The organism is Vibrio sp. TH_r3 (assembly GCF_033101115.1).
Lineage (GTDB): Bacteria > Pseudomonadota > Gammaproteobacteria > Enterobacterales > Vibrionaceae > Vibrio.
The window spans coordinates 1-26,205 of the sequence record NZ_JAWMPW010000019.1; the positions used below are offsets into that span (position 1 = coordinate 1).

The 26,205-nt window shown below is 38.5% G+C and carries 23 protein-coding genes; 13 read left to right on the forward strand and 10 right to left on the reverse strand.

Annotation, left to right across the window (positions count from 1 at the left end):
- Positions 1 to 321: 321 nt before the first annotated feature.
- Positions 322 to 1,599: a hypothetical protein gene (locus tag R3X26_RS14280; RefSeq protein WP_317718005.1), complete on the forward strand. Its 1,278-nt coding sequence runs from the start codon at positions 322 to 324 to the stop codon at positions 1,597 to 1,599.
- 32 nt (positions 1,600 to 1,631) lie between these two features.
- Here R3X26_RS14280 and R3X26_RS14285 read toward each other — a convergent pair whose 3' ends face one another.
- The 4 genes from R3X26_RS14285 to R3X26_RS14300 form a co-directional block, all read right to left on the reverse strand.
- Entirely contained in the window at positions 1,632 to 2,528 is an 897-nt protein-coding gene (locus R3X26_RS14285) for an HD-GYP domain-containing protein (RefSeq protein WP_317718006.1), read from the reverse strand.
- A gap of 29 nt (positions 2,529 to 2,557) precedes the next feature.
- On the reverse strand, positions 2,558 to 2,929 hold the full coding sequence (locus tag R3X26_RS14290; RefSeq protein WP_317718007.1) for a response regulator transcription factor: 372 nt from the start codon (positions 2,927 to 2,929) through the stop codon (positions 2,558 to 2,560).
- A gap of 102 nt (positions 2,930 to 3,031) precedes the next feature.
- Positions 3,032 to 5,113, reverse strand: coding sequence for an ATP-binding protein (locus R3X26_RS14295; protein WP_317718008.1), 2,082 nt, complete (start codon positions 5,111 to 5,113; stop codon positions 3,032 to 3,034).
- A gap of 15 nt (positions 5,114 to 5,128) precedes the next feature.
- Positions 5,129 to 5,950, reverse strand: a complete 822-nt coding sequence (locus R3X26_RS14300; RefSeq protein WP_317718009.1) for a phosphate/phosphite/phosphonate ABC transporter substrate-binding protein — start codon at positions 5,948 to 5,950, stop codon at positions 5,129 to 5,131.
- A 776-nt stretch (positions 5,951 to 6,726) separates the two neighbouring features.
- Between R3X26_RS14300 and R3X26_RS14305 the strand changes: the two genes are divergently transcribed.
- Together R3X26_RS14305 and R3X26_RS14310 are read left to right on the forward strand one after the other, a co-directional pair.
- Positions 6,727 to 7,965: a nidogen-like domain-containing protein gene (locus R3X26_RS14305; RefSeq protein WP_317718010.1), complete on the forward strand. Its 1,239-nt coding sequence runs from the start codon at positions 6,727 to 6,729 to the stop codon at positions 7,963 to 7,965.
- 97 nt (positions 7,966 to 8,062) lie between these two features.
- Complete coding sequence (locus R3X26_RS14310; RefSeq protein ID WP_317718011.1) at positions 8,063 to 8,542, forward strand: invasion associated locus B family protein; 480 nt, start codon at positions 8,063 to 8,065, stop codon at positions 8,540 to 8,542.
- A 68-nt stretch (positions 8,543 to 8,610) separates the two neighbouring features.
- On the opposite strand, the gene R3X26_RS14315 is transcribed toward R3X26_RS14310, so the two are convergent.
- The 5 genes from R3X26_RS14315 to rimK form a co-directional block, all read right to left on the reverse strand.
- Complete coding sequence (locus R3X26_RS14315; RefSeq protein ID WP_317718012.1) at positions 8,611 to 9,528, reverse strand: LysR family transcriptional regulator; 918 nt, start codon at positions 9,526 to 9,528, stop codon at positions 8,611 to 8,613.
- Between the two features lie 64 nt (positions 9,529 to 9,592).
- Positions 9,593 to 10,936, reverse strand: coding sequence for a magnesium transporter (locus R3X26_RS14320; protein ID WP_317718013.1), 1,344 nt, complete (start codon positions 10,934 to 10,936; stop codon positions 9,593 to 9,595).
- Positions 10,937 to 10,965: 29 nt separating this feature from the next.
- The gene (locus R3X26_RS14325) at positions 10,966 to 11,391 is read right to left on the reverse strand and encodes an ATP-dependent zinc protease (protein ID WP_317718014.1); all 426 of its coding nucleotides are present in this window, start codon (positions 11,389 to 11,391) and stop codon (positions 10,966 to 10,968) included.
- A 26-nt stretch (positions 11,392 to 11,417) separates the two neighbouring features.
- A complete protein-coding gene (locus R3X26_RS14330) occupies positions 11,418 to 12,434 on the reverse strand; it encodes a succinylglutamate desuccinylase/aspartoacylase family protein (RefSeq protein ID WP_317718015.1) in 1,017 nt (338 codons plus the stop codon).
- The gene (gene rimK / locus R3X26_RS14335) at positions 12,434 to 13,339 is read right to left on the reverse strand and encodes a 30S ribosomal protein S6--L-glutamate ligase (protein ID WP_317718016.1); all 906 of its coding nucleotides are present in this window, start codon (positions 13,337 to 13,339) and stop codon (positions 12,434 to 12,436) included. Before rimK ends, R3X26_RS14330 begins: the two co-directional genes overlap by 1 nt.
- Positions 13,340 to 13,820: 481 nt before the next feature.
- Here rimK and R3X26_RS14340 point away from each other — a divergent pair, with 481 nt between their 5' ends.
- The 10 genes from R3X26_RS14340 to R3X26_RS14385 all read left to right on the forward strand — a co-directional run bounded on the left by R3X26_RS14340 (position 13,821) and on the right by R3X26_RS14385 (position 23,698).
- Positions 13,821 to 14,126, forward strand: coding sequence for a FeoA family protein (locus R3X26_RS14340; protein ID WP_317718017.1), 306 nt, complete (start codon positions 13,821 to 13,823; stop codon positions 14,124 to 14,126).
- A gap of 61 nt (positions 14,127 to 14,187) precedes the next feature.
- Positions 14,188 to 16,191, forward strand: coding sequence for a ferrous iron transport protein B (gene feoB / locus R3X26_RS14345; protein ID WP_317718018.1), 2,004 nt, complete (start codon positions 14,188 to 14,190; stop codon positions 16,189 to 16,191).
- 9 nt (positions 16,192 to 16,200) lie between these two features.
- Positions 16,201 to 16,341 (forward strand): FeoB-associated Cys-rich membrane protein, encoded by a 141-nt coding sequence (locus tag R3X26_RS14350; protein WP_317718019.1) that lies wholly within the window; start codon positions 16,201 to 16,203, stop codon positions 16,339 to 16,341.
- Between the two features lie 322 nt (positions 16,342 to 16,663).
- A complete protein-coding gene (locus R3X26_RS14355) occupies positions 16,664 to 17,737 on the forward strand; it encodes a LacI family DNA-binding transcriptional regulator (protein WP_317718020.1) in 1,074 nt (357 codons plus the stop codon).
- A 75-nt stretch (positions 17,738 to 17,812) separates the two neighbouring features.
- Positions 17,813 to 19,051, forward strand: coding sequence for a sugar ABC transporter substrate-binding protein (locus R3X26_RS14360; protein ID WP_317718021.1), 1,239 nt, complete (start codon positions 17,813 to 17,815; stop codon positions 19,049 to 19,051).
- Positions 19,052 to 19,141: 90 nt separating this feature from the next.
- Positions 19,142 to 20,044: a sugar ABC transporter permease gene (locus R3X26_RS14365; RefSeq protein WP_317718022.1), complete on the forward strand. Its 903-nt coding sequence runs from the start codon at positions 19,142 to 19,144 to the stop codon at positions 20,042 to 20,044.
- Complete coding sequence (locus R3X26_RS14370; RefSeq protein WP_317718023.1) at positions 20,041 to 20,904, forward strand: carbohydrate ABC transporter permease; 864 nt, start codon at positions 20,041 to 20,043, stop codon at positions 20,902 to 20,904. The genes R3X26_RS14365 and R3X26_RS14370 overlap by 4 nt, the downstream gene beginning before the upstream one ends.
- A gap of 3 nt (positions 20,905 to 20,907) precedes the next feature.
- Positions 20,908 to 22,275 (forward strand): FAD-dependent oxidoreductase, encoded by a 1,368-nt coding sequence (locus R3X26_RS14375; protein WP_317718024.1) that lies wholly within the window; start codon positions 20,908 to 20,910, stop codon positions 22,273 to 22,275.
- A 98-nt stretch (positions 22,276 to 22,373) separates the two neighbouring features.
- Positions 22,374 to 23,468 carry a sn-glycerol-3-phosphate ABC transporter ATP-binding protein UgpC gene (locus R3X26_RS14380; RefSeq protein WP_317718025.1) on the forward strand — a complete coding sequence of 365 codons (1,095 nt, stop codon included), beginning with the start codon at positions 22,374 to 22,376 and terminating at the stop codon, positions 23,466 to 23,468.
- Between the two features lie 11 nt (positions 23,469 to 23,479).
- Positions 23,480 to 23,698 (forward strand): ClbS/DfsB family four-helix bundle protein, encoded by a 219-nt coding sequence (locus R3X26_RS14385; RefSeq protein ID WP_317718026.1) that lies wholly within the window; start codon positions 23,480 to 23,482, stop codon positions 23,696 to 23,698.
- A 33-nt stretch (positions 23,699 to 23,731) separates the two neighbouring features.
- On the opposite strand, the gene R3X26_RS14390 is transcribed toward R3X26_RS14385, so the two are convergent.
- Positions 23,732 to 26,008, reverse strand: a complete 2,277-nt coding sequence (locus tag R3X26_RS14390) for an FAD-dependent oxidoreductase (protein ID WP_317718027.1) — start codon at positions 26,006 to 26,008, stop codon at positions 23,732 to 23,734.
- Between the last annotated feature and the right edge of the window lie 197 nt (positions 26,009 to 26,205).

Sequence of the window (26,205 nt, forward strand, 5' to 3'; positions counted from 1 at the left end):
TTATTGCTTCTATGTATACAAATGACTGAAATTCTAATTTTATTATCTTTTTTCTGATCTGTCTTATTAAAACTATAGCGAAAAATTCAATTGTTCTGCATTAATAAGTACTAATTTAATTGTGATTTTTATTCGGTGTATGTCCCGCAAACTATGTCCCGCAAACTATGTCATTTTATTTTAGTGTGTGTCCTGTAAACAACAGGTTAAGCGAGAATATAGCTTATGTCATTTAGCGAAAAAATGATTATTATTAAGTAGAAATAGCCGTTGGGTTATGTATAAAGTATTAAGGCTTTCTCAATTGGCAGAATAATAAATATGGCAGAACCAGCGGGCTTCTTTGTGGAAATAAGCATAGACGAGAAGAGTTTTAAACAGCTTTTGAACAAATCTTTTTCACAAGGCGTACCAAAGAAAAAGGTGGGCTATTATTTAAGTGCGCTTTTATATGACTGTGAGCACCATGAAAATGTGCTTGTTGTTAACTACGAAAAAGCGACGGAGACTTGTTTTATTGCATGGATGCTTGATCACTTTGAAGCTGAGAATACGGAAGTTTTTTATGAGCTATTCCCGATTATAAGTAATCTTAAAAAGCCTAATACGATAGATTATGCAGTAATCGCTTCAACATGCGATATTTTTGAAATAAGGGAAATTACGTCGCGAAGCGTGAAGAAACTTACCATTGATGAATATCCAAAAGATAAAGTACACAGTATTTTGGATAAATTTTGGAGTTTTGCCGAAAGTAGGAGCTCATTTCCAAAACCAGATAAAGCTTTGCGTAAGCGCAATTACCTCAATAATAACTTTAAGAACTATTTTAAACGGTACGTTCGTTATAAAGAAGAACTACAGAAGCCTCAAAGAATAGCAGTCGCGAGTTTGCAAAACCCTTTTCACCTTTTTGGCGATTTTTACACTTATAATGGTAAGGTATATGATTTTGGAGTTATGTATGAATTTACCCAAAAGATAGAAGAACCTATTATTGAGTTACCTTTTGCGGATCCTTTTAGCTTACGAAATGAGGCTGGTATTGTTGCTGACAAAAACTTTGTGTTTGGCTGCTATCTAACATCAGGTTCCCTACCGCAGACGACCTTAAATGACCAATCTATTTGGGAGTATAGAATCGAAACGGGTATTGATGGAGAGAGTTTTACTTATTTAGGGGACCCCTATGAAGTTATTTATTACAAAGATGCCCGATCGGTGTATGTATTTGATAACGCAAGAGATAAGTTAGATAGAAAATGGGTGCTCAATAAAATTGAGCTGGCGGACAGCCTCTCGTTTGTCCACTTAGATTTTTGTTATGGAAAAGATAAAAATCACACTTTTTATTATGACAAAACGATTGCGATCGATCCAAATAAACACACTATTAATAGGCATGGTTTTATCTATGATGACCGAAATATCTTTCATTATGGGAATAAGATTTGTCTTGATGCACCCTCGTTTCAAGTCATTGAATTTGAAAATGATACCAACCCGTTTATCGGAAGGTTCATTTTAGCCGACAAAAATGGTCAGTATGAATATGAATCGGAAACTACTGGTGGCGTTATAAAACGTAAGCTCAATTAGCTTAATCATAACTCTAGTAACCTTTCTAGTTCCTAGAGGGCTTGTGTATTTATCCGATCACGTTCAGTAATTATTTCACTACTTACTGATAGAAATGCTTCAACCACTTTGGGGTCAAAGTGAATGCCAATATTTTCTTTTATCATTGAAATAGCTTTTTCATCCGAAAATGCGGGTCGATAGCATCTGTCCATCGTAAGTGCATCGAAATAGTCCGCTAAGGCGACAATTCTTCCGCCGAGGGGGATTTGTTCTCCTTTAAGTCCGAATGGGTAACCACTACCATCAAATTTTTCGTGGTGGGACAGAGCAATTTGTTCTGCCAATTGCAAAACAGGAACAGTAGAGCCGCCCAAAATATTAGCGCCATATTCAGGATGTTTACGCATGCACTCCCATTCCGAATCAGTCAGTTTACCCGGTTTTTTCAAAACACTATCTGGCACTCCAATTTTTCCTATATCGTGCATAGGGCTTGCTTGCTCAATCAAATTACAATAATGAATGTCCTCCCCATAGGCCTTGGCAATCATAGCTGAAAAGCGGCTCATACGGATAATGTGTACGCCAGTATCGTCATCCTTAAATTCAGCAGCGGTTGCTAAACGTCGGATTGTGTCTAGATGTGACGATTCAAGTGCTTTATAAGATTTTTCTTTTTGCGCCATCAACAACATGAAGTCTTTATTAAATCGCTCTAATTGCTTGTAAGCTGCGATTTTCTCACTTTCATTGACTATAGATTGGTTTCGTTCAGCTAATAGTTTTTTGAAATCTTCTGCATAGCAAAATAGCTGATTTAATAAGTCTTTATTCTCTTTTTCTAGCTTTTTTACCGTACTCCAAGCAATACTGGCGTCAGATTGATTAGAACCTAGTTGCTCGACTAGAATATCCATTTCATTACCAATATCATGTGTAAGAGACATTCGACCACTCCTGAAGCATATGTGTTGACTTATCCTAGTGCGTTTTTAACTTTTTCTATCAATTCTAATGGGCTGAACGGTTTTACAAGATATTGATCTGCGCCTGCTTTTCGACCTTCATCAATATCCGCTTCTTGCCCCTTTGCCGTTAATAAAATGACATAAGGGACTTTGTTACGCTCTGAATTTTTTAATTTTGCACACACTTCATAACCGTTTAAATCACCAGGCATCATGACATCTAGCACAACAAGATCAGGCTCTACATCGTCTGCGAGTTCCAATGCTTGCAAACCGAAATCTGCCTCAAACAATTGATAGTCACCTAGGTCAAGAGTCATTCTAATCAACTTGCGCAACTCACTTTGGTCATCGACTATCAACACTTTTTTCCTGTCCAATGTATCTTCCTTCATTATTTTACAATCAGCGCGTCTTAAATAATATGAGTTAGTTATTGGGCTATTATAAGCATAGCGTAAAAACTAAATCGCATATTAAACTCAACTGTTTTTAATTATCGGTAACCATATGGTCGCCGACATTCCTTTTCCTGCTTCACTGACAAATTCAGTTTCTCCACCATGAATGGCGATTATTTCTTTAACCACTGAAACGCCTAAACCTGTACCTGGCGTGTGTCCTGAATCATCAACGCGGTAAAAGCGCTCACCAAGACGAGCAAGTTGTTCTTTTGACATACCTATACCGTTATCAATTATACGTATCCCAAAAAGAAAACGATCACTTGTTTCTCTTGTTAGAGTTGTTAAAGCTATATTTTCTTCATCAGGTGAATATTTGAAAGCGTTACTTAATAAATTTTTCAATACTTGTCTGATTTTTTCTATGTCCACGTACAGTATTGGCCATTCTAATGATGCCTGAATATCCACTTTACGCCCGATGAAAGCGCCTTCTACATCAACACAAGATTCTCTAACCACTTTTTCTATCGACTGGTTTTTCATGTTGAAGTCTTTGCCAGCCTTGGCTTCAATACGTGCTAGATCAAGTAATTCATCGATCAAATATTTTAAGTTTAATGCCTGCCTATGAATAATTTCACTCATTTCATACGCAGTACTTTTATCGTAGCTACGTGTTAACAATAACTCAGAAAAACCGCAGATGCTTGCTAGTGGCGTTCTCAGTTCATGCGCTGCTGTTGATAAAAACTCGCTTTTCATTTTATCAACGATAGTTAAATGAGTTATGTCACAGAAAAATAGTATATCGGATGAATCAATATCTACATCAGAGATGTTTTGTCGGTATACCGAAAACACTTTTTCTACCGGTGTGAGTAAATATAGAACATTTTCATTAGACAAGTCATCTAATAGATGCAAATTATTATGCAATTCTTTATCTATTAATTTATTGAGTATATTAGTGAAATATTGCCAGTTCTGGCCAATCAGACTGCCAGGCTCAATAGAAAATAATGAATAGAAAGCTGGGTTTACATAAGAAATCGTTTTATCTTTGGAAACAATCATAAACCCGTTAGGACTAATATTGAAAACAGCATTTAATTCATATTGAAGTTTATTAATTTCTGTTAAATCGCGTATCACACCAACAATATAAGTTTGGTTGTCAAATTGCATATTGCTTGAGTGAATCTCTAATGGAATCTTTCTTCCAGAAGAGTCGATGCCATCAACATTTTGTACATTTCGGTTAGTTGATGGGTTAATACTGTTTAATGTAAAGTTGGGAATAAAATCAAATAGACTACGGTTTATGATGTCTTTGTCTGCGCAATTAAAAAGTGTGTAGGCCGCACGGTTCATTGAATGAATTGAACCGTCAAGGCTAACCATAAAAATTGCATCAGTTACTGTATTCATTACAGCATCCATACGGGCATTATCTGATTTTAACGTTTGGGTCACTTCTCCAATCTTGGTTGACATTAGATTAAATGCTTTTGACACGTCGCTAACTTCATCTTCACCTGCAATCGGAATTTGTAAGCCAGTTTGGCCTTGAGATATCTTAATAGCCCCTTCTTGCAATACTGTGAGACGTTTTGTTAATGCGATACCAAGTATTAGCGAAAACAGCGCGGCAAAAAGTAGCTCTATGAGGGCAATGGTTGATAAGTGATTGGTTGCCTTGCTAATTATTGATTTTTGATCTTCGACTGATAGTCCAATTTCAACACGGCCAAATTTGTACCCATCTATAACTATGTCTGAATAGGCATCGTAAGAACCATCAATATTACTCTCCTCAAGATTTGAGTCGGCTTTAAATTCTTTAGCTAATAGTAAAGGTTCTCCTCGCTCTGCCATTACCCCATCTAAATCCAATATCTTAATGTATAGAATATTGGTTGTAGTAATTGTAGAATCCAAAATTGACTCAAGTGTTGCTAAGTCATGAGATATCACCGCGTTAACAGAAGCCGTTGCGATCAAATTAGAAATGTTTTGAGCACGATCTTGGATATCCAATTCAACCGTTTCATAAAGAATCGTGCGACTATTTAAAACTAATATGAATAAGAAAAACGTTTCAATAGCAGCAATGCCTAAAATTGTTTTCGTTTTGAATGACCATTTTAGCTTAAACATTTCTTTGAATCTCATTTATGGTTTTATTAAATCAATATTTAGGCTGCGAATATCATCCCAATCACTATCCGTAGCTTTAATTAAGCCTTGTTTAAATCCTAAATTAAACAAAATAGACTGGTTTTTTTCATCATCGATTAATGAAATTAATGCTTCTTGTATTTGATTTATTAAATCAGGTTCTAGTCCATCTGAGGCAGCAAAAGCATGTGGTGTATAGCCATCAGAACGCCAAATAACTTTCAATTGATTGGCTTGTGCTTTAGGCAGCGTTGATAAAGTTCGGTCGATTCCTCCTCCAGCAACAAATAAGCCTTTAGCTACACCGGCATAGACTGAATCATGAGACGAGACATATTGAGATTTAAAAGGAATATTACGTAGAGTTAAATTGGCTTGTGGTAAAATTGTGGCTGCAAATGCGGCGGGTGCAGGGAAGGCTATTTCTGCATTTTTAAGCATATCTAGATCTGTTAATGGGCTGTCCTTTTGCACGACGATAATGCCATGAATCCGTTTGTTTTTCTGTTTCGCGATTGCGCGCATGCCAATTGACTGACTAAAAACCGTATAATGGTATGGGTTCATATAGACAAGGTCATACATCCCCTCGGCCACACGCTTTTCGAACTCTGGTATATTCGGAGCAGTAGTAAAACGGACGTTTTTACCTGTTTTTTCAGATAAGTATGAAGTTAAAGGTATCCAGTTTTTGGCTAAACTCGAAGCTGATTGTTGAGGAACAACACCTAATTTTATAATATCTTGAGCAATTGATACGTTAGATATTAATAGAGTAGTCAAAATGATTACTGAATATATTTTCGCTTTGAGCATACAAAAAACCTTTTAGTTTACAGATTTTATCTACTGGATTATTCATCTCTATATTTTCGCTGCTTGGTGCTTTGAATTCGTTTTTCATAGCGAAACAAATATAGTGTAGATTAAATTATTATACTTGCATTTTTTATGCCTAAAAAGGTTAGTTCGAAAAAATATAGGTATTGCTAGTGACGGTAGATAAGTAAATTAGCAGGGACTAATGTTAAGCATTTAATGAGATTAATTTTAACGTTGTACATATTTTAATCTTTATTCGTTGCAAATGAGAGTCAACTGCAAAATGATTCTCAAATTGCGAAACATGTATCGAATTGCAAAAGCTAGTGTTCTATTTGATAAGAGGGGGGGTCTTACTCTTAAAGTAAGAAATTGTATTACGGTTACTTTTCCTAATCCTATCTATATTCTCTCTAAGGTAATGTCAGTATTTTTTACATAACCCAGATCACATTATTTCTAATAACACTACATGGATCACTTTTTATAGGCGGTTAATTTACCAATTCATTGATTTTTGATAAAGCTATCAAGGTGTTATCAGTATTTTGCTGTAATTTGACATGTTTTTTTACACAATTATTCGTTTTTACCTCTGATTTTTATTTTTTTACTTATAAAACATAAAGATACATAAAGGCCTATATTATGCATACGTCTGGTGGCTGGTTGACTTTGCAGAAGAGTGCCTAAGTTTTGTTGAATCAAAAGTTCTGCCTGTTTCTCCCAGTAATATTCTAATTTCAAATATGATTACAAGGAGTTTATTAATGTTTAAATTAAAATGCTCATTTGTTCTAATTGTTGCGAGTTTTGCGTCAATGACAAATGCGGCTTTATTAACAGATGAGGACGGGAGCTTTGGCGAGATAGTTATGTCACCTAACGATGATGGTTCTTCTAACAGGCTGTCACTTCCTTTTGACATTAACTTTTACGGTGAAACTTATTCCAGTTTTTTTGTTAACAACAATGGTAATATCTCATTCAATTCAGCTATTAGTGGTTATACTCCAGAAGCGTTTCCTTTATCCTCGATCGACAATGTAGAGCAGTCTATTTCGACGCAACCAATGATCGCACCGTTCTGGGCTGATGTGGACACTAGGTGTGACGATTGCGGTAACGTTTATGTCAATTCTGCCAATGAAGATATCGTTGTCGTAACGTGGGAAAATGTTGGTTATTATTCTCAAGGGTCAGATAAAACAAATACATTTCAAGCAATATTAATTGATCGTAGCGACGAAACCGAAGTTGAAGGGGATTTTGATATTGGGTTTAGATATGATCAATTAGAATGGACTACTGGTGATGCTTCTGACGGAACAAATGGTCTAGGTGGGACCCAAGCTTCTGCTGGCTACGATGCTGGTAATGGTGTTGATTTTTATACATTACCGGGGTCATTTACCCAAGATATTCTCGATTTAACTGAGCTGAGTAATTTAGCGGAACCAGTTCCAGGAGAATGGTTATTTAGTATTCGAGATGGAGATGTACCAGGAACTACACCTGACAACCCTTTGATGCCAGTTCAAGTGGACGATAGCTGGGAGTTTGATTTCAATATTGGCGATGTTAGTGACCAAATATTTATTGATCCTTTAGTCGCAATTGGTTACGACTATGTTGTTGATTCTGGTCCAAATATACGTACGGTTGAGCTTCCTTCAATTGGCGATAATATTTTCGAATTATTTCTAGATGATGGCAATGGCGGCTGGTTATTTGCTAGTTTGATTGACGCTGGAGAACTCTATGATTTCGGTACGGATGGTGTGGATGCATTTCGTATTATGGGCATAGAAACCGATGCCATGTTGGATCCTGACGATTCTACAGCTTTTGTTACTGGCTTAACTTTTGTTGAAGTAGGAGACATATCAATGAGTCAGACTCCGATAACCGTTGACGTAGATATTCCGGAACCAACAACGATAACATTATTTAGCGTTGGTCTAATTGGTTTATTGTTTACTCGTAGACGTAAAAAATTAGTCGCTTAGTGTTGTTTGCAAAGTCAAGTATTCTTGAGTAAGGATACTTGACCTTATTTTTTGTGGGCGTGGACTAGTATTCAATAAGCTAAGGATGAACATTGATATGAAAAAATATGGTATTGGTTTTTTATTGAGTATACCTATGTTTACTGTGGCAGCTAAAGACTATGGTGCATGGAGTTTACTTTGCGATACGAAACAAGATCATTGTTCTATTGCACAGGTTGTGGCGACAGATCCAGATGCAAAAAATGTGTTAATGGGGTTGTCAATAGATTTTAGCGAATCTTCACAGCGACCAACGATGAGTATTCGTGTCTCATCACAAGTTGCTACCGAAAAAGGGATGGGTTTTAAAGTAGATAATAATACGTCGATTACATTGCCTTTTATTGGTTGTGATGAGAAAGTTTGTGTGTCGAAGGTTTGGATGGACGATAGGCTTATACACGAGATGAAAACGGGTGACCAAGCTGTGGTTGCTTATCTTTTGCCGGCTCAAAAGCAGATTGTTTTGCCGCTATCTATGCGAGGTTTTAGCCAAGCCATAGATGCGTTAGAAAGCACTCAACTGTCGAAATAACAAAAACTTAGGTTTGAATTTCTTATAGAGACCGTGATTTATACAACATAGTTTCCAACGGTTAAATTTTAACGTTCAGAGCTACTATTCTTGTCCTCTAGATTTTCAATCTCACCTGCTTGAACTAGGCTATAACCAGTTGATGGCTGTATTTTACGTATCAGTTGTTCTACTGCGGTAATTGCTTCTAGCGAGGTGCTTTTTTTTCTGTAACTGAAGTATAACGGTCGATCCCAATGCAAACTGTTTTCAACTAACATTAATTGGCCAGAATTAAGAAAAGGTTCGACTACTGATTCGGGTAAATAGGCACTGCCACCTTTCTCTAAAATAAAGTCCAGTGCGATTCTTCCTGTTGAGGTGCGCAAATAAGGCGCTTGTTTTTGAGGATGCCTATCGGCATGTTCTGCAGAGAAAGCCGTGCCCCAATCGATGTAGACATACTTATCCGAGAGTGCTTTTTCAACATCACATTGAGTGGTTGAAACCAGAACTAATCTGAGGTCACTGATTTTTTTACATTCGAGTTCTTCTGCCTTTAGAGGATCGAGAGCAAAGGCGATATCCAGAGTTCGTTCTATTAAACGTCGGTTGATTTGCTCTCGACTTAATACTTCGGCGTTAAAACCATAACCTTGAAATGCTTCGGTTACGATACTTAAACCATTTTGTAGATAAGCATCCCATATATTTGCTGTTCCACCAATGGTCAATTGTAACGCTTTGGAACTTTCTAAAGAGAGTTCGTATTTAGCTTGTTGGAGTGTTGTTACCATTATTTCTGCATAACTGATCAACCGTTCGCCTGATGAGGTTAACTTTATGTTATTGCGATCTCTGGTAAATAAAATGGTATTGAAGTAACTTTCTAGTTGCTTAATTCTCGCGCTCACTGCCGCTTGAGTTATATGTAAATTCTCTGCGGCTCGGCCAAAATGTCTGACACGAGCCAGTTCTAAAAATGTACTTAATACTCTTACGTCCACGATGGCTTTCTCTTAATAGCTAGTTATGTACTAATTGCGGTCAGTTCCGCAGTTAAACATAACTTTATACTAAAAAGATAGCGCCAAGTCCTAGAAAAACCAAAAATCCAATCACATCTGTCACCGTAGTTAGCACTACCGAACCTGCTACAGCTGGGTCGATATTGAATTTTTTAAGCGTAAAAGGGATTAAAGTCCCTGATAATGCAGCGGCTAAACTGTTTATGCATATCGCGCAGCAGATGATCAGCGCCAGTCCAATGGAACCAAAGATAAAGTAGACTATGGTCGCTATCGCAGCCCCCATTACCAGCCCATTAATAAGTGCTATTTTAATTTCTTTGTTGACCAATAACCGCAAGTTGCTTTTGTGTAAGTGATTTAACGCAATACCTCTTATCGCCACCGCCAGTGTTTGACTGCCTGCGATTCCACCCATGCTTGCGACTACTGGCATCAAAATAGCGAGAGCGACTACTTGCTCAACGACATTTTCAAATACGCCAATAATCGCCGATGCAGCAAATGCAGTGAGTAAGTTGATTACCAACCATAGCGCTCTTAGTCGTGTAGCGACTCTTAGCGGAGTAAATAAATCTTCCTCACTTTTTACATTTTCCGCAACCACGGCTTGTAAACTCAATTCTCGTAAAGTAAGTACAATCGTCGTCATTGACATGACACCAATTATTTTTCCAGCAGATAATACAGGGAACCAATGAGCACTGCCGTCAATCGAAATCTGCTTGCTGATATCATGTATGTCCTGAATATCTTCTAAAATAGGAGTACTAGTCGCCAATTCTTTGAGCTTGATTTCGTTTGCTTGAGTGAGAAATCGCTCAGGTTCTATGCTGCCAATAATACCTGTAGCGTCTCGCACAATAACAAGACGAATTGGGCAATCCGTACGTTTGCTGACTTCATCTTTAATTTTACCGACACTATTTTTGCTGTTAGCAACCAGAAAGCACGACTCTATATATCGACCTACTTTATTGTCGTCATAAGATAAAGCTTGCTGAATGTGCGCCACCGTTGCTTCGCTCTGAGTAAGCAGATACTCGTCAACAAACTCAGTCGGTAGAAAGTCGGCAAAGGTAATGACGTCGGTTTCATTAATACAGGCTAACCTTGCATTGGTCACTTCTTCCGGTAATGACCTATGGATATGCTTCGCGGTTTCATATTGCAAAAAATTGAGAATCAACCAGTAGCGTTCAGCAGGTATAACCATGACGATTTGTAATCGATGTAGCGCATCGACAGATTCTAAAATATTTGCAAGTTCCGCATCCTGATAACCTTTTAAGAAGCTAAGGTCGTCAGTAGATTCCATTGCGTTGATAAATTCAGCGAGCAATGCTGGGTTGCTGTTGGTCATTTGCAGTTGATTTAGGTCGGTCATAGTTTTTATCCTGATTGTCTCTCGGTGACTTAATCTATCAACGTAAAGGCTTTACTTGGGTCCACATAAACTCGATCACCCATACCTTCACGGCCTAATAACATCAAGTAACTCATCTCTTTTCGATTGGTGAGTGTGATTTCAATCGGCCATGACAGCCCACCAATAGTGAATAATGTTTTGATAACGTAACGTCGTTCGGATTTCCCGTTCGATGATTTAATTTGTCGTGAATCAACTACTGGCGCCGAGGTTTTTACCGTCTGTTCTATGTTGTATATATCTGGATGCAGGTCAAATTCTACGAACAGTTGCCCCTTTTTACGAAAACGGCGTATGTTATCAACATGAATAGATGACGTTTTAGCACCGGTGTCGACTCGAACTTCTAAATCAAAAATTCCTAAATCGGGTAGGTTACACAACTCAAGGTTTCCGATTATTAATCTATCCATTGGTTTCCCTTCAAAATATGGCTCGTTTACAACGCCAAATTATCGTGCATCAGTTCAATATGTTCTGCTACATCGTCTTCGTCTTGACCAAAATAGGCAATGTGAAACATAGCATCTCCTTCCTGTACTAGCGGTATATTTTGTTTACCAATCACTATTCCAGATCGAGTGGATACCAATTGATCAATCAACTCTCCTAGTGGTGAGTTAATCTCTGCTAGTGCCTGTCCCTTTATAACTTGTTCGCCTAGCTTTACAAATTCGTGCACAAAACCGCTTCCTGGAGCGCGTATCCATTCACTTTTGTTGGCTATAAAAGGTTCTATTTTCTTTCTGCTCGTACGTTTTTTAATTAGACCAAGTCCCATTAATACTTTTTGAACCCCTTTAACCCCCGCTTGAATTGAGAGTTCATCAAAACGAAGTGCTTCTCCTGCTTCATAAAGTAGTACACGAGTATTCTTGCTGGTCGCCGCTTCTCTTAGCGATCCATCTCGGAGCACCGAATTAAGTAATACAGGCACGCCAAACAGTTGAGCCAGTTCTAATGTTTTTTCATCGTTTAAATTCGCCCGTATTTGTGGGAAATTAGAACGATGAATCGCACCAGTGTGCAGATCAATACCGTAGTCACAATGTTCAACGACATTACGCATAAAATCTTGCGCAAGTCTGGCCGCTAAAGAGCCTTTTTTCGAACCCGGAAAGCAGCGATTCAAATCTCTTCTATCAGGTAAATAGCGACTTTGGTTTAACACACCGTACACATTAACCATAGGGACAAGAATGAGTGTTCCTCTAATAATGTGTAATTTGGCTTTAATTAATCGGCGTATAATCTCAATACCATTCAGCTCATCGCCATGTATAGCTGCACTAACAAACACCGTTGGTCCAGGCTTTATTGCGCGTTGAACATGCAGCGGTATCGACAGCTCAGTATCCGTTACCAGTTTAGCGACAGGAATATTTAACTGGCACTGAGTGCCTGGCAATATTTCCGTACCGGCAATGATCAGGCTATTGTTGAGCTGTTTGGCCATCACCCTTTGCCTCGCGTTCTGTTAGCATTAGGTTTGGCTGTTTTTTCTATAAAATCAAACACCATTCCTGCTACATCTTTTCCTGTTGCGCTTTCAATTCCTTCTAGCCCTGGAGATGAATTTACTTCCATAACCACTGGGCCATTTTTAGATTGTAGAATGTCGACGCCACAAAGGTTAAGTCCCATGGCTTTTGCGGCATTTATGGCCGTTAGGCGTTCTTCTTTTGTAAGGCGCACCAATGTGGCGGATCCACCACGATGTAAATTGGAACGGAATTCACCTTCCCCCGCTTGACGCTTCATTGCGGCTATTACACGATTACCTACCACAAAACAGCGAATATCTGCGCCGCCTGCCTCTTCGATAAATTCTTGAACCAAGATGTTGGCTTTTAATCCCATAAAGGCCTCAATCACACTTTCTGCTGCTTTATTCGTTTCCGCTAAAACAACACCAATTCCCTGAGTGCCTTCAAGCAGTTTTATCACCACAGGCGCGCCACCAACGTTTTTTATTAAATCTTGAATTTTGTCTGGTTTACTAGCAAAACCTGTTTTAGGTAAGCCAATACCTTTACGAGATAAAAGCTGTAGCGATCTTAATTTATCTCGAGAACGACTGATTGCGACCGATTCATTAATACAAAATGTCCCCATGACTTCAAACTGCCTAACTACCGCCGTTCCGTAGAACGTGATCGACGCACCAATGCGCGGGATCACTGCATCATACGCCGGTAGATCTTCTCCGTTATAACGTACTTTAGGTTTACTACTGGTGATATCCATATAACAGTGCAATGTATCTATAATATCAACCTGATGACCTCTAGCTTCGCCAGCTTCTTTGAGGCGACGAGTAGAATATAAAGATTCGTTACGAGATAAAATTGCAATGCGCATGATACTTTCCAAGTTGGATAGGGGGTGTAAGATGCGGCGAAAATAGTCTTTATTTGAATTTATTAACAGCGAATAATTTTTATCTTATCGACAACAAATTGTTGTCGATGATTTGAATGCAGTCTTATTAAGAAGACAGACACTTTGAGGTAGATATGTGTATCGCTTTTGAATAGCAGTGTATTGCCTTTTGAATGGTCTTTTTGGTGTGTGTCCCTTTAAGTTTTTCCCTAACTTAGTTGCCTTTAATTAGGAACTCAATTTTCAATATATAGTCGAAACAATTGACTTATATCAATCAATCTTCATTGTTTTTACAAAGGTACCCATAATTTCCATGAGGACTATTGTTATAATCAATGTTTTGATCTATTTTGTTCCGTAATGAAAACCATTGTCATTTAGGTTCGCGTGTCGGTCTAATATAGTCCAGATTGAAATAGTACATTATGGTTATATTGATACATTTGGAGAAAGAATTGTGAACAGTACAATTGCTCATCTATTACCACAAAAAATAGCGACATTTTTTAGCAAACAAAATGCAAAAGATAGCGAACATAGCAAGGTCAAAAATTTATCCCAAGCCGAGCTGAACAGAGAGTATGAAATCGAGAGTGTTATTCAGGACGATCAAGATATCGTCAACTTTCTCTTTACTTTAGGCTGTTTTAAAGGTCAGTCAGTTACTCTTGTATCTGTGTTGTCAGATACTTATGTCATTAGCATAAAAGATGCACGATATAGTATTGATTCGGATCTCGCCAAAATGGTCATACTGGTTTAATGAATAAAATGAGATGAGCTAGATAAATCTAGCTTCATTACAAATTAGCGAGGACAAGGCTTTGAAAATTGCATTAACAGGTAATCCCAACAGCGGTAAAACAACGCTCTTTAACGCTATCACGGGTAGAATAGAACGTGTTGGTAATTGGGCAGGCGTGACAATTAGTAAAAAAGAGGGGCTGATAAAAAATACTATTAGTCATTCAGAAACTGACATTACGGCAGTTGACTTACCGGGGGCTTATTCAATGTCTCCGTTTACTTCTGAAGAGACCATTACCCGAGATTTCATTCAAAATGAAAAGCCTGATGTTATCTTAAATATTGTTGATGCTACAAACCTAAACCGAAGCTTATTTTTTACGACTCAACTTTTAGAACTCGGTATTCCAGTGGTTATCGCGTTAAACAAAAGTGACTTAAATAAAAAGAAAAAGACCGAACTAGACGTTGAACAGTTAAGCCAAAAGTTAGGTTGCCCAATAGTTGAAACTATTTCTACTAAAAATAGTGATAACGGGTTAGAGCAACTTATTCAACAAGCGATTGAGATTAAAGGTAACTCTCAAACTGCACCGTTTAATGCTCAAGGTGTGGAAATTAAAGATGCAGCTTCGGTTCAAGCATTAGACGCTAAACGTTTTGAGTTCGTCAAAAGTCTAGTGCAGAGCATTGAAGTGCGACAAGTAGAAAGTCAACAACAAACAACGCAAGATAAAGTCGATAATGTATTAGCCCATAAATGGTTTGGCTTACCAATATTCGCTTTAGTTATGTGGACCGTATTTTCGTTGTCACAAACTCATGTAGGACCTATTTTAGCGGATACGCTTGTAGGCTGGATCGATGAATTATATGCCGTTGTCGAAGGCTTATTAGGGGACGATGTTTCACCTTTGCTAAGTTCTTTATTATTAGATGGTATTATTGGTGGTGTCGGCGCTGTTATTGGTTTTCTTCCACTAATTATGGTGCTGTTTTTCTTGCTCGCGTTACTTGAAGACAGTGGTTATATGGCACGAGTTGCCGTCATCATGGATCGATTCTTCAAGAAGGTCGGTTTGTCAGGGAAGTCTATCATTCCAATGGTGATTGGTACTGGCTGTGCAATCCCAGGGATAATGGCAACCAGAACGATTCAAAATGAAAGACAACGTCGTACCACCGCGATGCTCACACCATTTATGCCTTGTGGCGCAAAATTACCTGTTATTGCCTTATTTGCTGGGGTGTTTTTCCAAGATGCCGCATGGGTTGGAACCACAATGTATTTTGCGGGTATTGGTTTGATTATAATTGGTGCGTTGCTAATTGTTAGAATAACTGGCGAGAAAAATACCAGATCATTCTTTATCCTAGAATTACCTGAATATCGTTTTCCGAGTATTAGCCGCGCGGTACATTCCACTTTATCAAGAGCTAAAGCATTCATCATTAAAGCGGGTACCATTATCTTGCTATGTAACGCTGCGGTTCAAATTATGCAAACATTCAATTGGCAACTCCAAGTGGTTGCAGAAGGAGCGGAACACACAAGTATCTTGGCGGGCATTGCCTCTCCGTTTGCCTTTATTTTAATACCTCTTGGTTTTGGTGCATGGCAATTAGCGGCAGCCGCGATCACAGGTTTTATAGCGAAAGAAAACGTTGTTGGTACGTTGGCAGTTGTTTATGGCATCACTAACTTTATTGATACTGAAGAGTTAGCACTGGTTGCAGGAAGTTCCGATGTAGCGGGCGTAATGGGACTGTCCTCAGTCGCTGCCTTCGCTTATTTAGTCTTTAACTTGTTCACACCGCCATGTTTTGCGGCTATAGGTGCAATGAATGCTGAACTAGAAAATAAAAAATGGTTACTTGGTGGTGTTGCATTCCAATTCGGTATTGGCTATGTGGTCGCGTTTATGACGTATCAAATTGGTACCTTGATTACAACAGGAGCAGTTGGCCAAGGGTTTATTTATGGTTTTGCTGTTTGTTTAGTACTGTTTGGAATTTTAGTGCACTTAGTTAGAAAGGGTGCTCAGAAAGAACAACAATTAATAAAAATTGTTTCTTTATAAGGAGTTTGCATGGCAAATATAATTGTGGCTGCTGTTATTTTGATTATTCTTGCGCTTTCCATAGCGAAGATTGTTATCGAGAAACGTAAAGGAATAAAATGTGTTGGCTGCGCCAGTAGTGCCGGTTGTTCATCGAATAAAAACAAATAAACACGCATACAAATTAATGTGAAAACAGGTAGTATCAAATTTGATGCTACCTGTTTTTTTTGTTAAATAACCTCAACTCTGTATAACCTACCTCGCATAATACTGAACACCTCCCTAGCGTTGTCAAAATCACACAATCGGTTTGATAAAGAGAGAATCATTAAAGGTAAACCTTTAAAGGCTGGTTTGCGTTTAAAGTTGTTTGTACGAGTGTAATCCTTCGTTACGTCACATTTTTAAACAGTACATTCTTCAATCAATTGACAGTATATGATTATGCGCATTATCATTTTTATAAAACACAATATATAAGTTTTAATCTATGCGTACTAAGAATAAAAAGCCGACACAAGCCGATGTGGCAAAACTAGCAAAAGTGTCTCCTGCTGTTGTTTCAGCGGTAATAAATGGCAATGTCTCAGAGAATATACGCGTAGGAGATGTAACTCGATTAAGAGTATTAGAAGCGGTAAAAAAACTGGGTTACGTTCCTAATATGGTTGCGCGTAGTCTTGCTGGTGGAAAGAAGAATATTGTTGGGTTATTTAGTTACGAACCAGTGTTTCCAAAGGAACAAAATGATTTTTTTCGTGATTTTTTATTGGGAGTAGAAAAAGCGGCTGAAGCACATAGTTATGACTTGTTACTTCATACTTCTTCTAAAGTTCGTAATAATAAAAAAAGCGTTTACGAGAAGGGAGTCAACCGTTTGAAGCTTGCTGATGGCTCGATCTTATTTGGTCGAGAACCTGATAAAAAAGAGTTGAAAAGCTTAATTTCTGAGAACTATGACTTTGTGTATATTGGTCGGCAAGAAGTTGATAATGTGCCAATCAGTTACGTGGCGGCCAATTACCAAGAATCAACACAAATTGTAGCAGAGTCTATTTTTAAGCATGGTCATCGTCAGTTTATTTATATTGGAAATGAATCACTCTCAGAGCCAAGTGTTGACCGAGAACTTGGTTATCGTGCCTTCGCAATGCAATTGAGTGATTTTGATATTGAGGCTAGCATTATAAGAGGTGATGCTGCACAAATCACATTACCAATGGTACAAGAATGGCTACAGTCAGGTGTTACCGCTGCTTTGATCGAAGAACCAGATACCGCGGAATACTTATACTCTACACTGCAAAAAATGGGCATTTCTGTTCCTACTGATTTTTCGATTGCGCTCTTAGGCGAATCGATGCAAAGAGAGGCATCTTCCATTGACTGGAGTGGCTTCGAACTACCAAAACAAGAGATGGGTTATCAAGCGTTCATCTTATTAATGCAAAAAATAGATTCAAATTTTTTAGGTTCCAAGGTTCAAGTTACTTTACCTTGTAATATCAGAGTAGGGTCAACCATTGGCCCGAGATCGACCCCAAAATTATATAATAATAAATAGATAATAGAATAATGAATGGTTATTAACTATTCCAATAATAAACGCTCCAATAACGTGAAAAAGGATTTAATGATTATGCGCTTAATTAAATTAGCAACACTTATTACTGCACTGTGTACTTCGTCGATAACAACAGCAGAAACATTACGATTTACAGTTTGGACTGGAGGAAAAGCCCATTTAGATATGCTTAACAAGTTTTCTGAAGGTTTTAAGGAAACTCATCCCGATGTGAATGTTAAGTTTGAGACAATCCCGTTTGCGGATTATGTACAAAAAGTGTCGATACAAATTTCTGGAAATAATCCGCCCGATTTAGGTTGGATGTTAGAATCTTCCGCTCCTACTTTTATTGACGCTAAGGTACTCAGTGATGTAAGTGCGACTCTAAAAGAGACGGCTAATTATGACTATGGTGATTTTTCTCAGTCTGCAATGGAACTCTGGGTTAGGGATAAAGAAGTGTACGGTATTCCTTTTTCTACATCGCCGCTAGTTGTGTTCTATAACCAGGATATGCTAGAACAAAATGGACTAACAAACCCAAATGAATTAGTACAAAAAGGCGAATGGACGTGGGATAGATTTAAAACTATGGCGGCTAAAATGACCAATAAGTCCGCCGGCGTTTATGGTTTCGAGACAATGGATGGAAACGGTTACGACTCTAGAGTATGGGAGACGATTTTACCCATTATTCGGTCCTATGGTTCAGATGCTTGGATAGATAATAAATGTGATTTAGATTCTAAAGAATCGATTGAAGCTGTGAGCTTGTACCATGAAATGGTATATACCGATCAGTCTGCTGTTCCGCCAGGAGAAAGTGCAGATTTCTTCAATGCAAAAGCAGGTTTAACTATTACTCAAATATCACGCACCACTAAATTAGATGATGCTAGCTTTAAGTGGGGAATTGCACCTATGCCATCTGGTCCAGATGGGGCTAGTCCAATTATTGGTCAAGCTGCAGTTGTAGTTTTCAAAGACAGTCCAAATAAGAAACTTGCACAAGAGTTTCTGGCTTATATGACCAACAAAGTTGGAATAGAAACCATGGCTGAGTTTTTTCCTCCAGCACGTAATTCAGTATTAAATTCACAAGCATTCTTAACCAGTAATCCACGTCTTAATGCCGATGCAATGAAAATAGTGGCTGATGGAATAAATACTGGCAATGTATTGCCAGCACACAGCAAAATGGCAGCAATAAAATCATCCACCAAAGGTATATTTGACGAACTATGGAAAGATGATGCCAATATTGAAAAAACAATGAATAAAATCTGTAGCCGTATAGATAAGCACCTCTAATATAAACGAACTAATAAGTGGCGACTATATTTGTCACTTATTAGTATTTTATATAGAAGAATCTACTTTTTATATGTTTGAGAGGCAGCAATGATCAGTACGGTTATAAAATCATATCGCAAAATCATTCGTAGTGAGTCAGTCTCTGGTTGGTTATTTATCAGCCCGATGATGCTCGGTTTTTTGTGTCTATTTATTGTGCCACTATTTGTTATTTTTGGATATTCCGTTAATGAATGGAATATTTTATCAAAATCGACAACGTTCGTTGGTCTGGATAATTACTCCGCGATACTTTTTGAAAATGAAGAATTTTGGACAGTATTAAAAAATTCTCTAATTTTTGCAGCAGGGCTGGTGCCACTTAATATGGCAATGGCACTAACATTAGCCTTGGCTCTAAATCAAAAATTTACCGGAGTGGTTTTTTTTAGGACGGTTTACTTCGCACCAGTGGTTACGGCAGGGGCGGCGTGGGCAATTGTGTGGACTTTCTTGTTACAAAAAGATTCTGGTGGGGTCAACCAAATGCTATCGATATTTGGAATCACTGGCCCTAATTGGTTAAGAGAACCTGCATGGGCAATGTTTGCGGTGATTGTTACGCGTGTATTTAAAACCGTTGGTTTGAATATGATCTTATATTTGGCAGCACTACAATCTATTCCTAAAGAATATATTGAAGCGTCAACACTTGATGGAGCGTCTGCTCGTCAACGATTCACCAAAATTGTGTGGCCTTTGCTCGCACCGACAACGTTAGCAATATCCGTCGTTACTGTAGTTGGTTCATTAAAGGTATTTGACCATATCTATTTAATGACTGGCGGCGGGCCAGAAAATGGCACATTAGTTTTGGCATATTTTATTTATGAACGTGCATTTGAATTTTTCGATATTGGTTATGCTAGTGCATTAGCGGTTATTTTATTTATATTGACACTCTTATTAACCATGGTTCAGTGGTTTCTAAAAAAAGGAGACCGTTCATGATTAACGCTCCATTGATGAAAAAAATAACGACGGTATTTTCTACGCGTATACTTTGGTATATATCCTTATCGGGACTAAGTATACCGTTTGTATTTCCCTTTATTTGGATGTTGTCTGGTTCGTTAAAAAACCAAACTGAAATAACAGCTTTTCCTCCGACGATTATTCCTAATGATATCCAGTGGAGTAATTACGTTGATCTTTTTTCCTATCAGCCATTTGCTCAGCAGTATTTTAATTCACTGTATATTGCATTGCTGGTGACAATATTAGTCATTTTTGTTTCTTCGTTGGCTGGATATGCGTTTGCCAAAATTAACTTTAAAGGTTCCAATATTTTATTCTTACTTCTTCTATCTGGGCTTATGATGCCAGAGGAAGTCACTATTATTCCTAATTTTTTCGCTATGAGCTGGTTAGGTTTAATGAATACACATGTTCCTCTAATCTTATTACCAGTATTTGGTTCTCAAGGCGTTATAGCAACGTTTTTGATGCGCCAATTTTTCATGTCGATTCCGAAAGAAATTGAAGAAGCAGGTTCGATGGATGGACTAAGTCGGTTTGGTATTTTTCTCAGAATTGCTTTACCACTATCTGGCCCAGCACTTTCTGCTATTGCCATTATTTCTTTTTTGCATTCTTGGAATTTATTTCTAGAGCCTTTGATTTTTATCAGTGATTTGGAAAAGTTTACCATCCCACTTGCTCTATCTAATTTTTCAGATGCATATGGTTTGCCGTTATGGCACTTGCAAATGGCCGCTACGTCTTTGGCTGTTATTCCTGTACTTATTATTTTCGTAATTTCTCAACGCCATATTGTTGAGAGTTTTGCGATGTCTGGTGTAAAAGGATAAAAAATGAATTCATCTAATTATGATCTTATTATTGTCGGTGGTGGTCCTTCTGGCGTAATGGCGGCAGTACAAGCGTCGCGAATGGGGGTCAAGACTCTGCTGATAGAGCGAGGGTCTTTTCTTGGTGGTTCGTTAACTATGATGGGTGTTGGTCCAATGATGACTTTCCATAATCCAGGAGGGAATCAAGTTGTGTTTGGCCATGCTCAAGAATTGGTAGATAGATTGATGAAGTTAGGTGCTTCACCTGGTCACGTTTTAGATTCGGTTACCTACTGTTCTACCGTAACGCCATTCGATGCAGAAGCGATGAAAGTGGTTTTAGAGGAAATGCTGGTTGATAGTGGTGCCGATGTGCTTTATCACACAATGTTGGGAGGGGTGCAATACGATGGTGAACAAATTACTGGTTTAACAATTTGCAATAAAGCCGGAATCTCAACAATTGCGGCAGATTATTATATTGATGCGACCGGCGATGGGGATTTGGCTTTTCATGCTGGTCTTACACAAGAGAAAGGGCGTAAATCTGATCACGCATTACAACCGATGACGATGAATATGAAAGTTGGTAATGTCAATATCGATAAAATTCGTCAAGATGTCGTTGCTCATCCGAGTAATTATTGTTTTGATTTAGGCGAAGAAGAGGGTGTGAGACGAGTACTTTCTGCTGAAAGATTAAGCCTAAAGGCTTTTCAACATCAGTGGAAAAAATACCGAATGGAACATCAATTGGATATTCCAAGAGAATATATCCTGTTTTTTGAAACAAATGAGAAAAATACCGTTGTTATTAACTCTTCTCGTATACAAGGCCTCGATGGCACCAATCCATATGATGTGACCAAAGCTGAAATACAAGGTCGACGTCAATGTTACCAAATATTTAATTTCGTTAAATCTCAAGCTATTGGATTTGAACAGAGTACTTTATTGTCCACACCAAACCATATTGGGGTACGAGAAACTCGACGAAGTATTGGAGAGTACATTCTAACGGCTAAGGATTTATTAGAAAGAACTCGTTTTCCTGATGCGGTATCACAAGGCGCTTATCCGATTGATATTCATTCGCCGGATAAAGTTGAAACAGTGACTCAACATCTAGATGAAAATCATTTGTATTTAATCCCTATGCGCTGCTTGTATTCAAAGAAATGCAGTAATTTAGTGTTTACCGGACGAAATATTAGCGCAGATGCCGAAGCTTTTGCTGCTGTTCGGGTTTCGCCCATTGCAATGTCTATCGGACAAGCAAGCGGAGCAGTGGCAGCAACCGCCGCTAAACAACGCGTGAAAATTGATGATGTAGACTACCGCGAAGTGCAACTGTCATTACAGCAACACGGCGCTAATTTAAGCATCTAGTTTGATGTCTAAAAAATGGTTCATCATTTTATTTGAATGATGAACCAGCAACATAACAAGTAGTCGAGCAAGCTCATAAGAATCAGAAGGTACTGATAATGGCGAATGTTGAATTTAGAAATATTGGGAAATCGTACGGTAACACTCAAATAGTCAAAGATTTCAATTTACAAATAGAAGATGGTGAATTCATCGTTTTGTTGGGGCCATCAGGCTGTGGGAAGTCAACTACGCTGCGTATGTTGGCTGGACTAGAGACAATCAGTGCGGGTGAAATTTATATTGATAACAAATTAGTTAATGAAGTACACGCAAAGGATCGAGATTTGGCTATGGTGTTTCAAAGCTATGCACTATATCCCCATATGACGGTATATGAGAATATTTCTTTTGCATTGAAATTAAAAGGTCTGAAAAAAGAACTTATTGATGTAGAAGTTCAGAAAGCCGCGAAAATGTTAGAGCTATCAGCACTTCTTGAACGCAGACCTAAAGATCTTTCTGGCGGTCAACGGCAGCGTGTTGCAATGGGTAGGGCGATGGTGCGAACACCAAAAGTTTTCTTATTTGATGAACCTCTTTCAAACTTAGATGCCAAGTTACGTGGCGTAATGCGAGATGAAATAAAGCAATTACATAAAACACTTAAAACAACGACGATTTATGTGACTCACGACCAAATTGAAGCGATGACGCTTGCCGATAGAATAGTGATTATAAAAGAAGGAGATATTACGCAAGTAGGTACGCCAACAGAGGTGTTTCAATCTCCCGCTAATAAATTTGTCGCACAGTTTATTGGTAATCCATCGATGAACTTGCTTGATGCAAAGATAATTAAGCAAGGGGGACAGTGGATGATCGATGTCGATAATAGATGTATTCCATTGCCACTTCGTTTTACCGCCAATGTACAGGAACAGCAGGATGTACTATTAGGAATACGTCCGACCGATATCTACCTTCGTTCGGCTCAAATAGAGCACGATCGAATCGTCGATATACCTGTTGAAATAGATGATTATGAGTTATTAGGCGCCAGCGTTTTACTTAAAACTCGCTTGTTAGAGCAACCGCTTTTAATAGAGTCTCCAGCAGTTGAAATAGATAAAACTACGACAAATGTATATATTAATTTAGATAAAATTCACCTATTTGATCGATTAAGTGAATTGTCTCTACAGAATGGTTAAACGCTCGATCTATGTTAATGGGTAGCCATCAAACCGCTGTCGAATTGGTTGGAAGCTTCAGTAATGAAGAGCTTTTTACTAAACAGTATTTTGATTGGACGGGTACAACAAGTCTCGGCAGTTATTGCATATCGGCATTGCCTAGTCATTACGATTGGGCACTTAAACCAACTCCGCGCTCACGTAAAACAGAGCTCGTGAGCGTGGAACATAACGCGCTAACTGAATGATATGAGAAATCATGTGCAACGCGAATGATAAATTTACTTTTCATAAGCATTGATGGCATATATACATGCTAGCCCACCATGAGTGTCGATAGCGACAAGTTCAATTGTTGAGATCACCTCATCACTTTTAACCTTAAGAATATTAACCGATAAATAATTTTCACGAACTTCAAAAACACGTTTGCCATCTAGATAAATGTCGTAGTTTTTTAAGCAGTTAGGTGCAACCTTCTCAGTGTGACCCCATTGCGATGTTTCCATTGCATGATCAAAATCGTTGTCAGTGATAACGGTAATGTGTGACAGCTTGCAAGGGACTTCCAATTCAAGTGTTACGCTCGGATTTTTGTCATCTGGACTTGGTATCCAAGCGTGAGAATGAAAAGAAGGCCGATTAAAACCATTGTTGACGGCGTCACAACTGTAAGCTTTTAACGGATGTGAAAATTTGAAGGTTGGTATTACCTTATAAGGACGACGTTTAGGAAGCCAAAAATCGAACTCATCTACTCCCCAGTCACCATCCGCAATTTGGCGAGCGCGTTTAGCCACTTTTGGATTTACTGTATTATAAACCGTCATCAAACCAGGCAATTCTTGTTTGGAATTCAGTACCAGAATATCCGCATTTTCGGTAAGTTTGAGAAATACATAACATGAATGAGATGGAGCATAGTTGAAGTTGATTTCAACGGTTTGATGTCCTTTGTTTAGGTGAATAGCGTCAGACTTAATGATGGTTTCTGGTGTATGGTTATAGTGCTTATTGGATACCAGTAGGTCTACTTTTAATTCAGTGGCTTGGATAACGTTAAGTTGTAATTCAATACTCGGTAGTGATTCGTTTGCTAACAGTGGCAACATGATTGCGCTGCTTTCATTTAGCGGTATCATTCCAGCAGATGCATCATTATGCGTAAGTGAGAGTGTTGAGGAAGCAGCCATTGTTGCTGCACGGTGAGTGGTTGAGTTCAAGCGTGGAATATAAAAACCTTTACTTATCAGAGTTTGTTGTAGCAGGCTAATTTTATCAGCTTGAGCCAGATCGATTGGTCGTAGATCGAACTCCAGACATAATGCTGCAGCGGTACCGAGAACTTGTCCGTTTTGACCACAAGTACACATAACGCGAGTTGAACCAAAAGCGACATGAGAAGCGGATATGGTTCGCCCTCCGAAGAATAAATTATCAACATTTTTGGTGATCATAGTTCGATACGGGATAGTGTAGGTACCTTTACTGTGAAATTGTCGGCAACCATCGTGTTTGCTGTATACGCCGTCAGCAGGGTGTAAATCGATAGACCAACCGCCAAAACTCACGGCGTCATAATGGTCAATTTGTTCCACAATATCTTTTTGTGTCAACATATACTCACCGACAAATCGGCGGCTTTCACGTTTTCCTGGAATAGTGCCTACCCATTCGAGCGTTAGGTTGGCGGCATCTTCAAATTCACCGCTATTTTTAATGTAGTCCCACACGCCCCATACGATTCGCCAAAGTTCCCATTTGATCGTTTCACTATCGCCAATGGTATCAAGCCTGCCTCCCCATTCTAGCCACCATAAATCGCAACCATTTAAGTTTGAAGATAAGCGTTTGTAGCGTGGAATATCAGTGATGTCATCTAACGCAAATGTTGGAGCAGTAAATTCAACAGGATTCTCAGTACGCTTGGTGTAAAAATAGATTGAATGACCTAGTTTTTTACCGAAACTGTCATCTGGGGACATTTTTTCATCAAACTCAGAGGCATCTTCTGAACCTATTCGATAACTCGCGCCAGATAAATGACCAACAATACCATCCCCGGTGCAGTCGCAGAATAATGGGGCACTAAATGAGTATTTGGTTTCATTGATAGAGTTAAAAGCCTTCAAGCTTTGAATCGTATTTACCGACTGGCCAGTTTTTATATCAGCGTCGAAAATGGCGGTATTCAAATAAACACCAATGTTAGTCTCTTTTTTGACTAGATCTAATAAAATCATATCAAATATGACAGGGTTCCCTTCTTTATTACGAAAAAGGTTTTCTTCAAGAATTTCTCCCATAACGCCACTTTCACGAGCAAATCGATTATTGTTGCCCATATGAGACGTCGCACCCAGAGCCCAAAGGCGGACTTCACTTGAAGCATTGCCACCAAGAACGGGACGATCTTGAATTAATGCAACCGAGATCCCTTCTCGAGCGGCGCTTATTGCCGCGCAAACACCTGCTAATCCTCCGCCAGCAACAACAAGGTCGGTGGTGATATTGGCTTCACGTAAGGTGCGCTTCGAATCTCGAGCAAAAATTTCCATGGTTAAATCGCCTTTAATGTTGTGTCAATCATATTTGCCATATTGTTTCTATTTTAGTGACAATATGAATTTACGTCAAAGGCTGTCAATGATTCAATTCGTGTGTTTAGTTTTGTGACAAAACATCGCTTTTTAGTCGTAAGTCTATAATCTTTGTTGCCTAATTCGGCTATATATCCTATCTCATCAGCTAATAA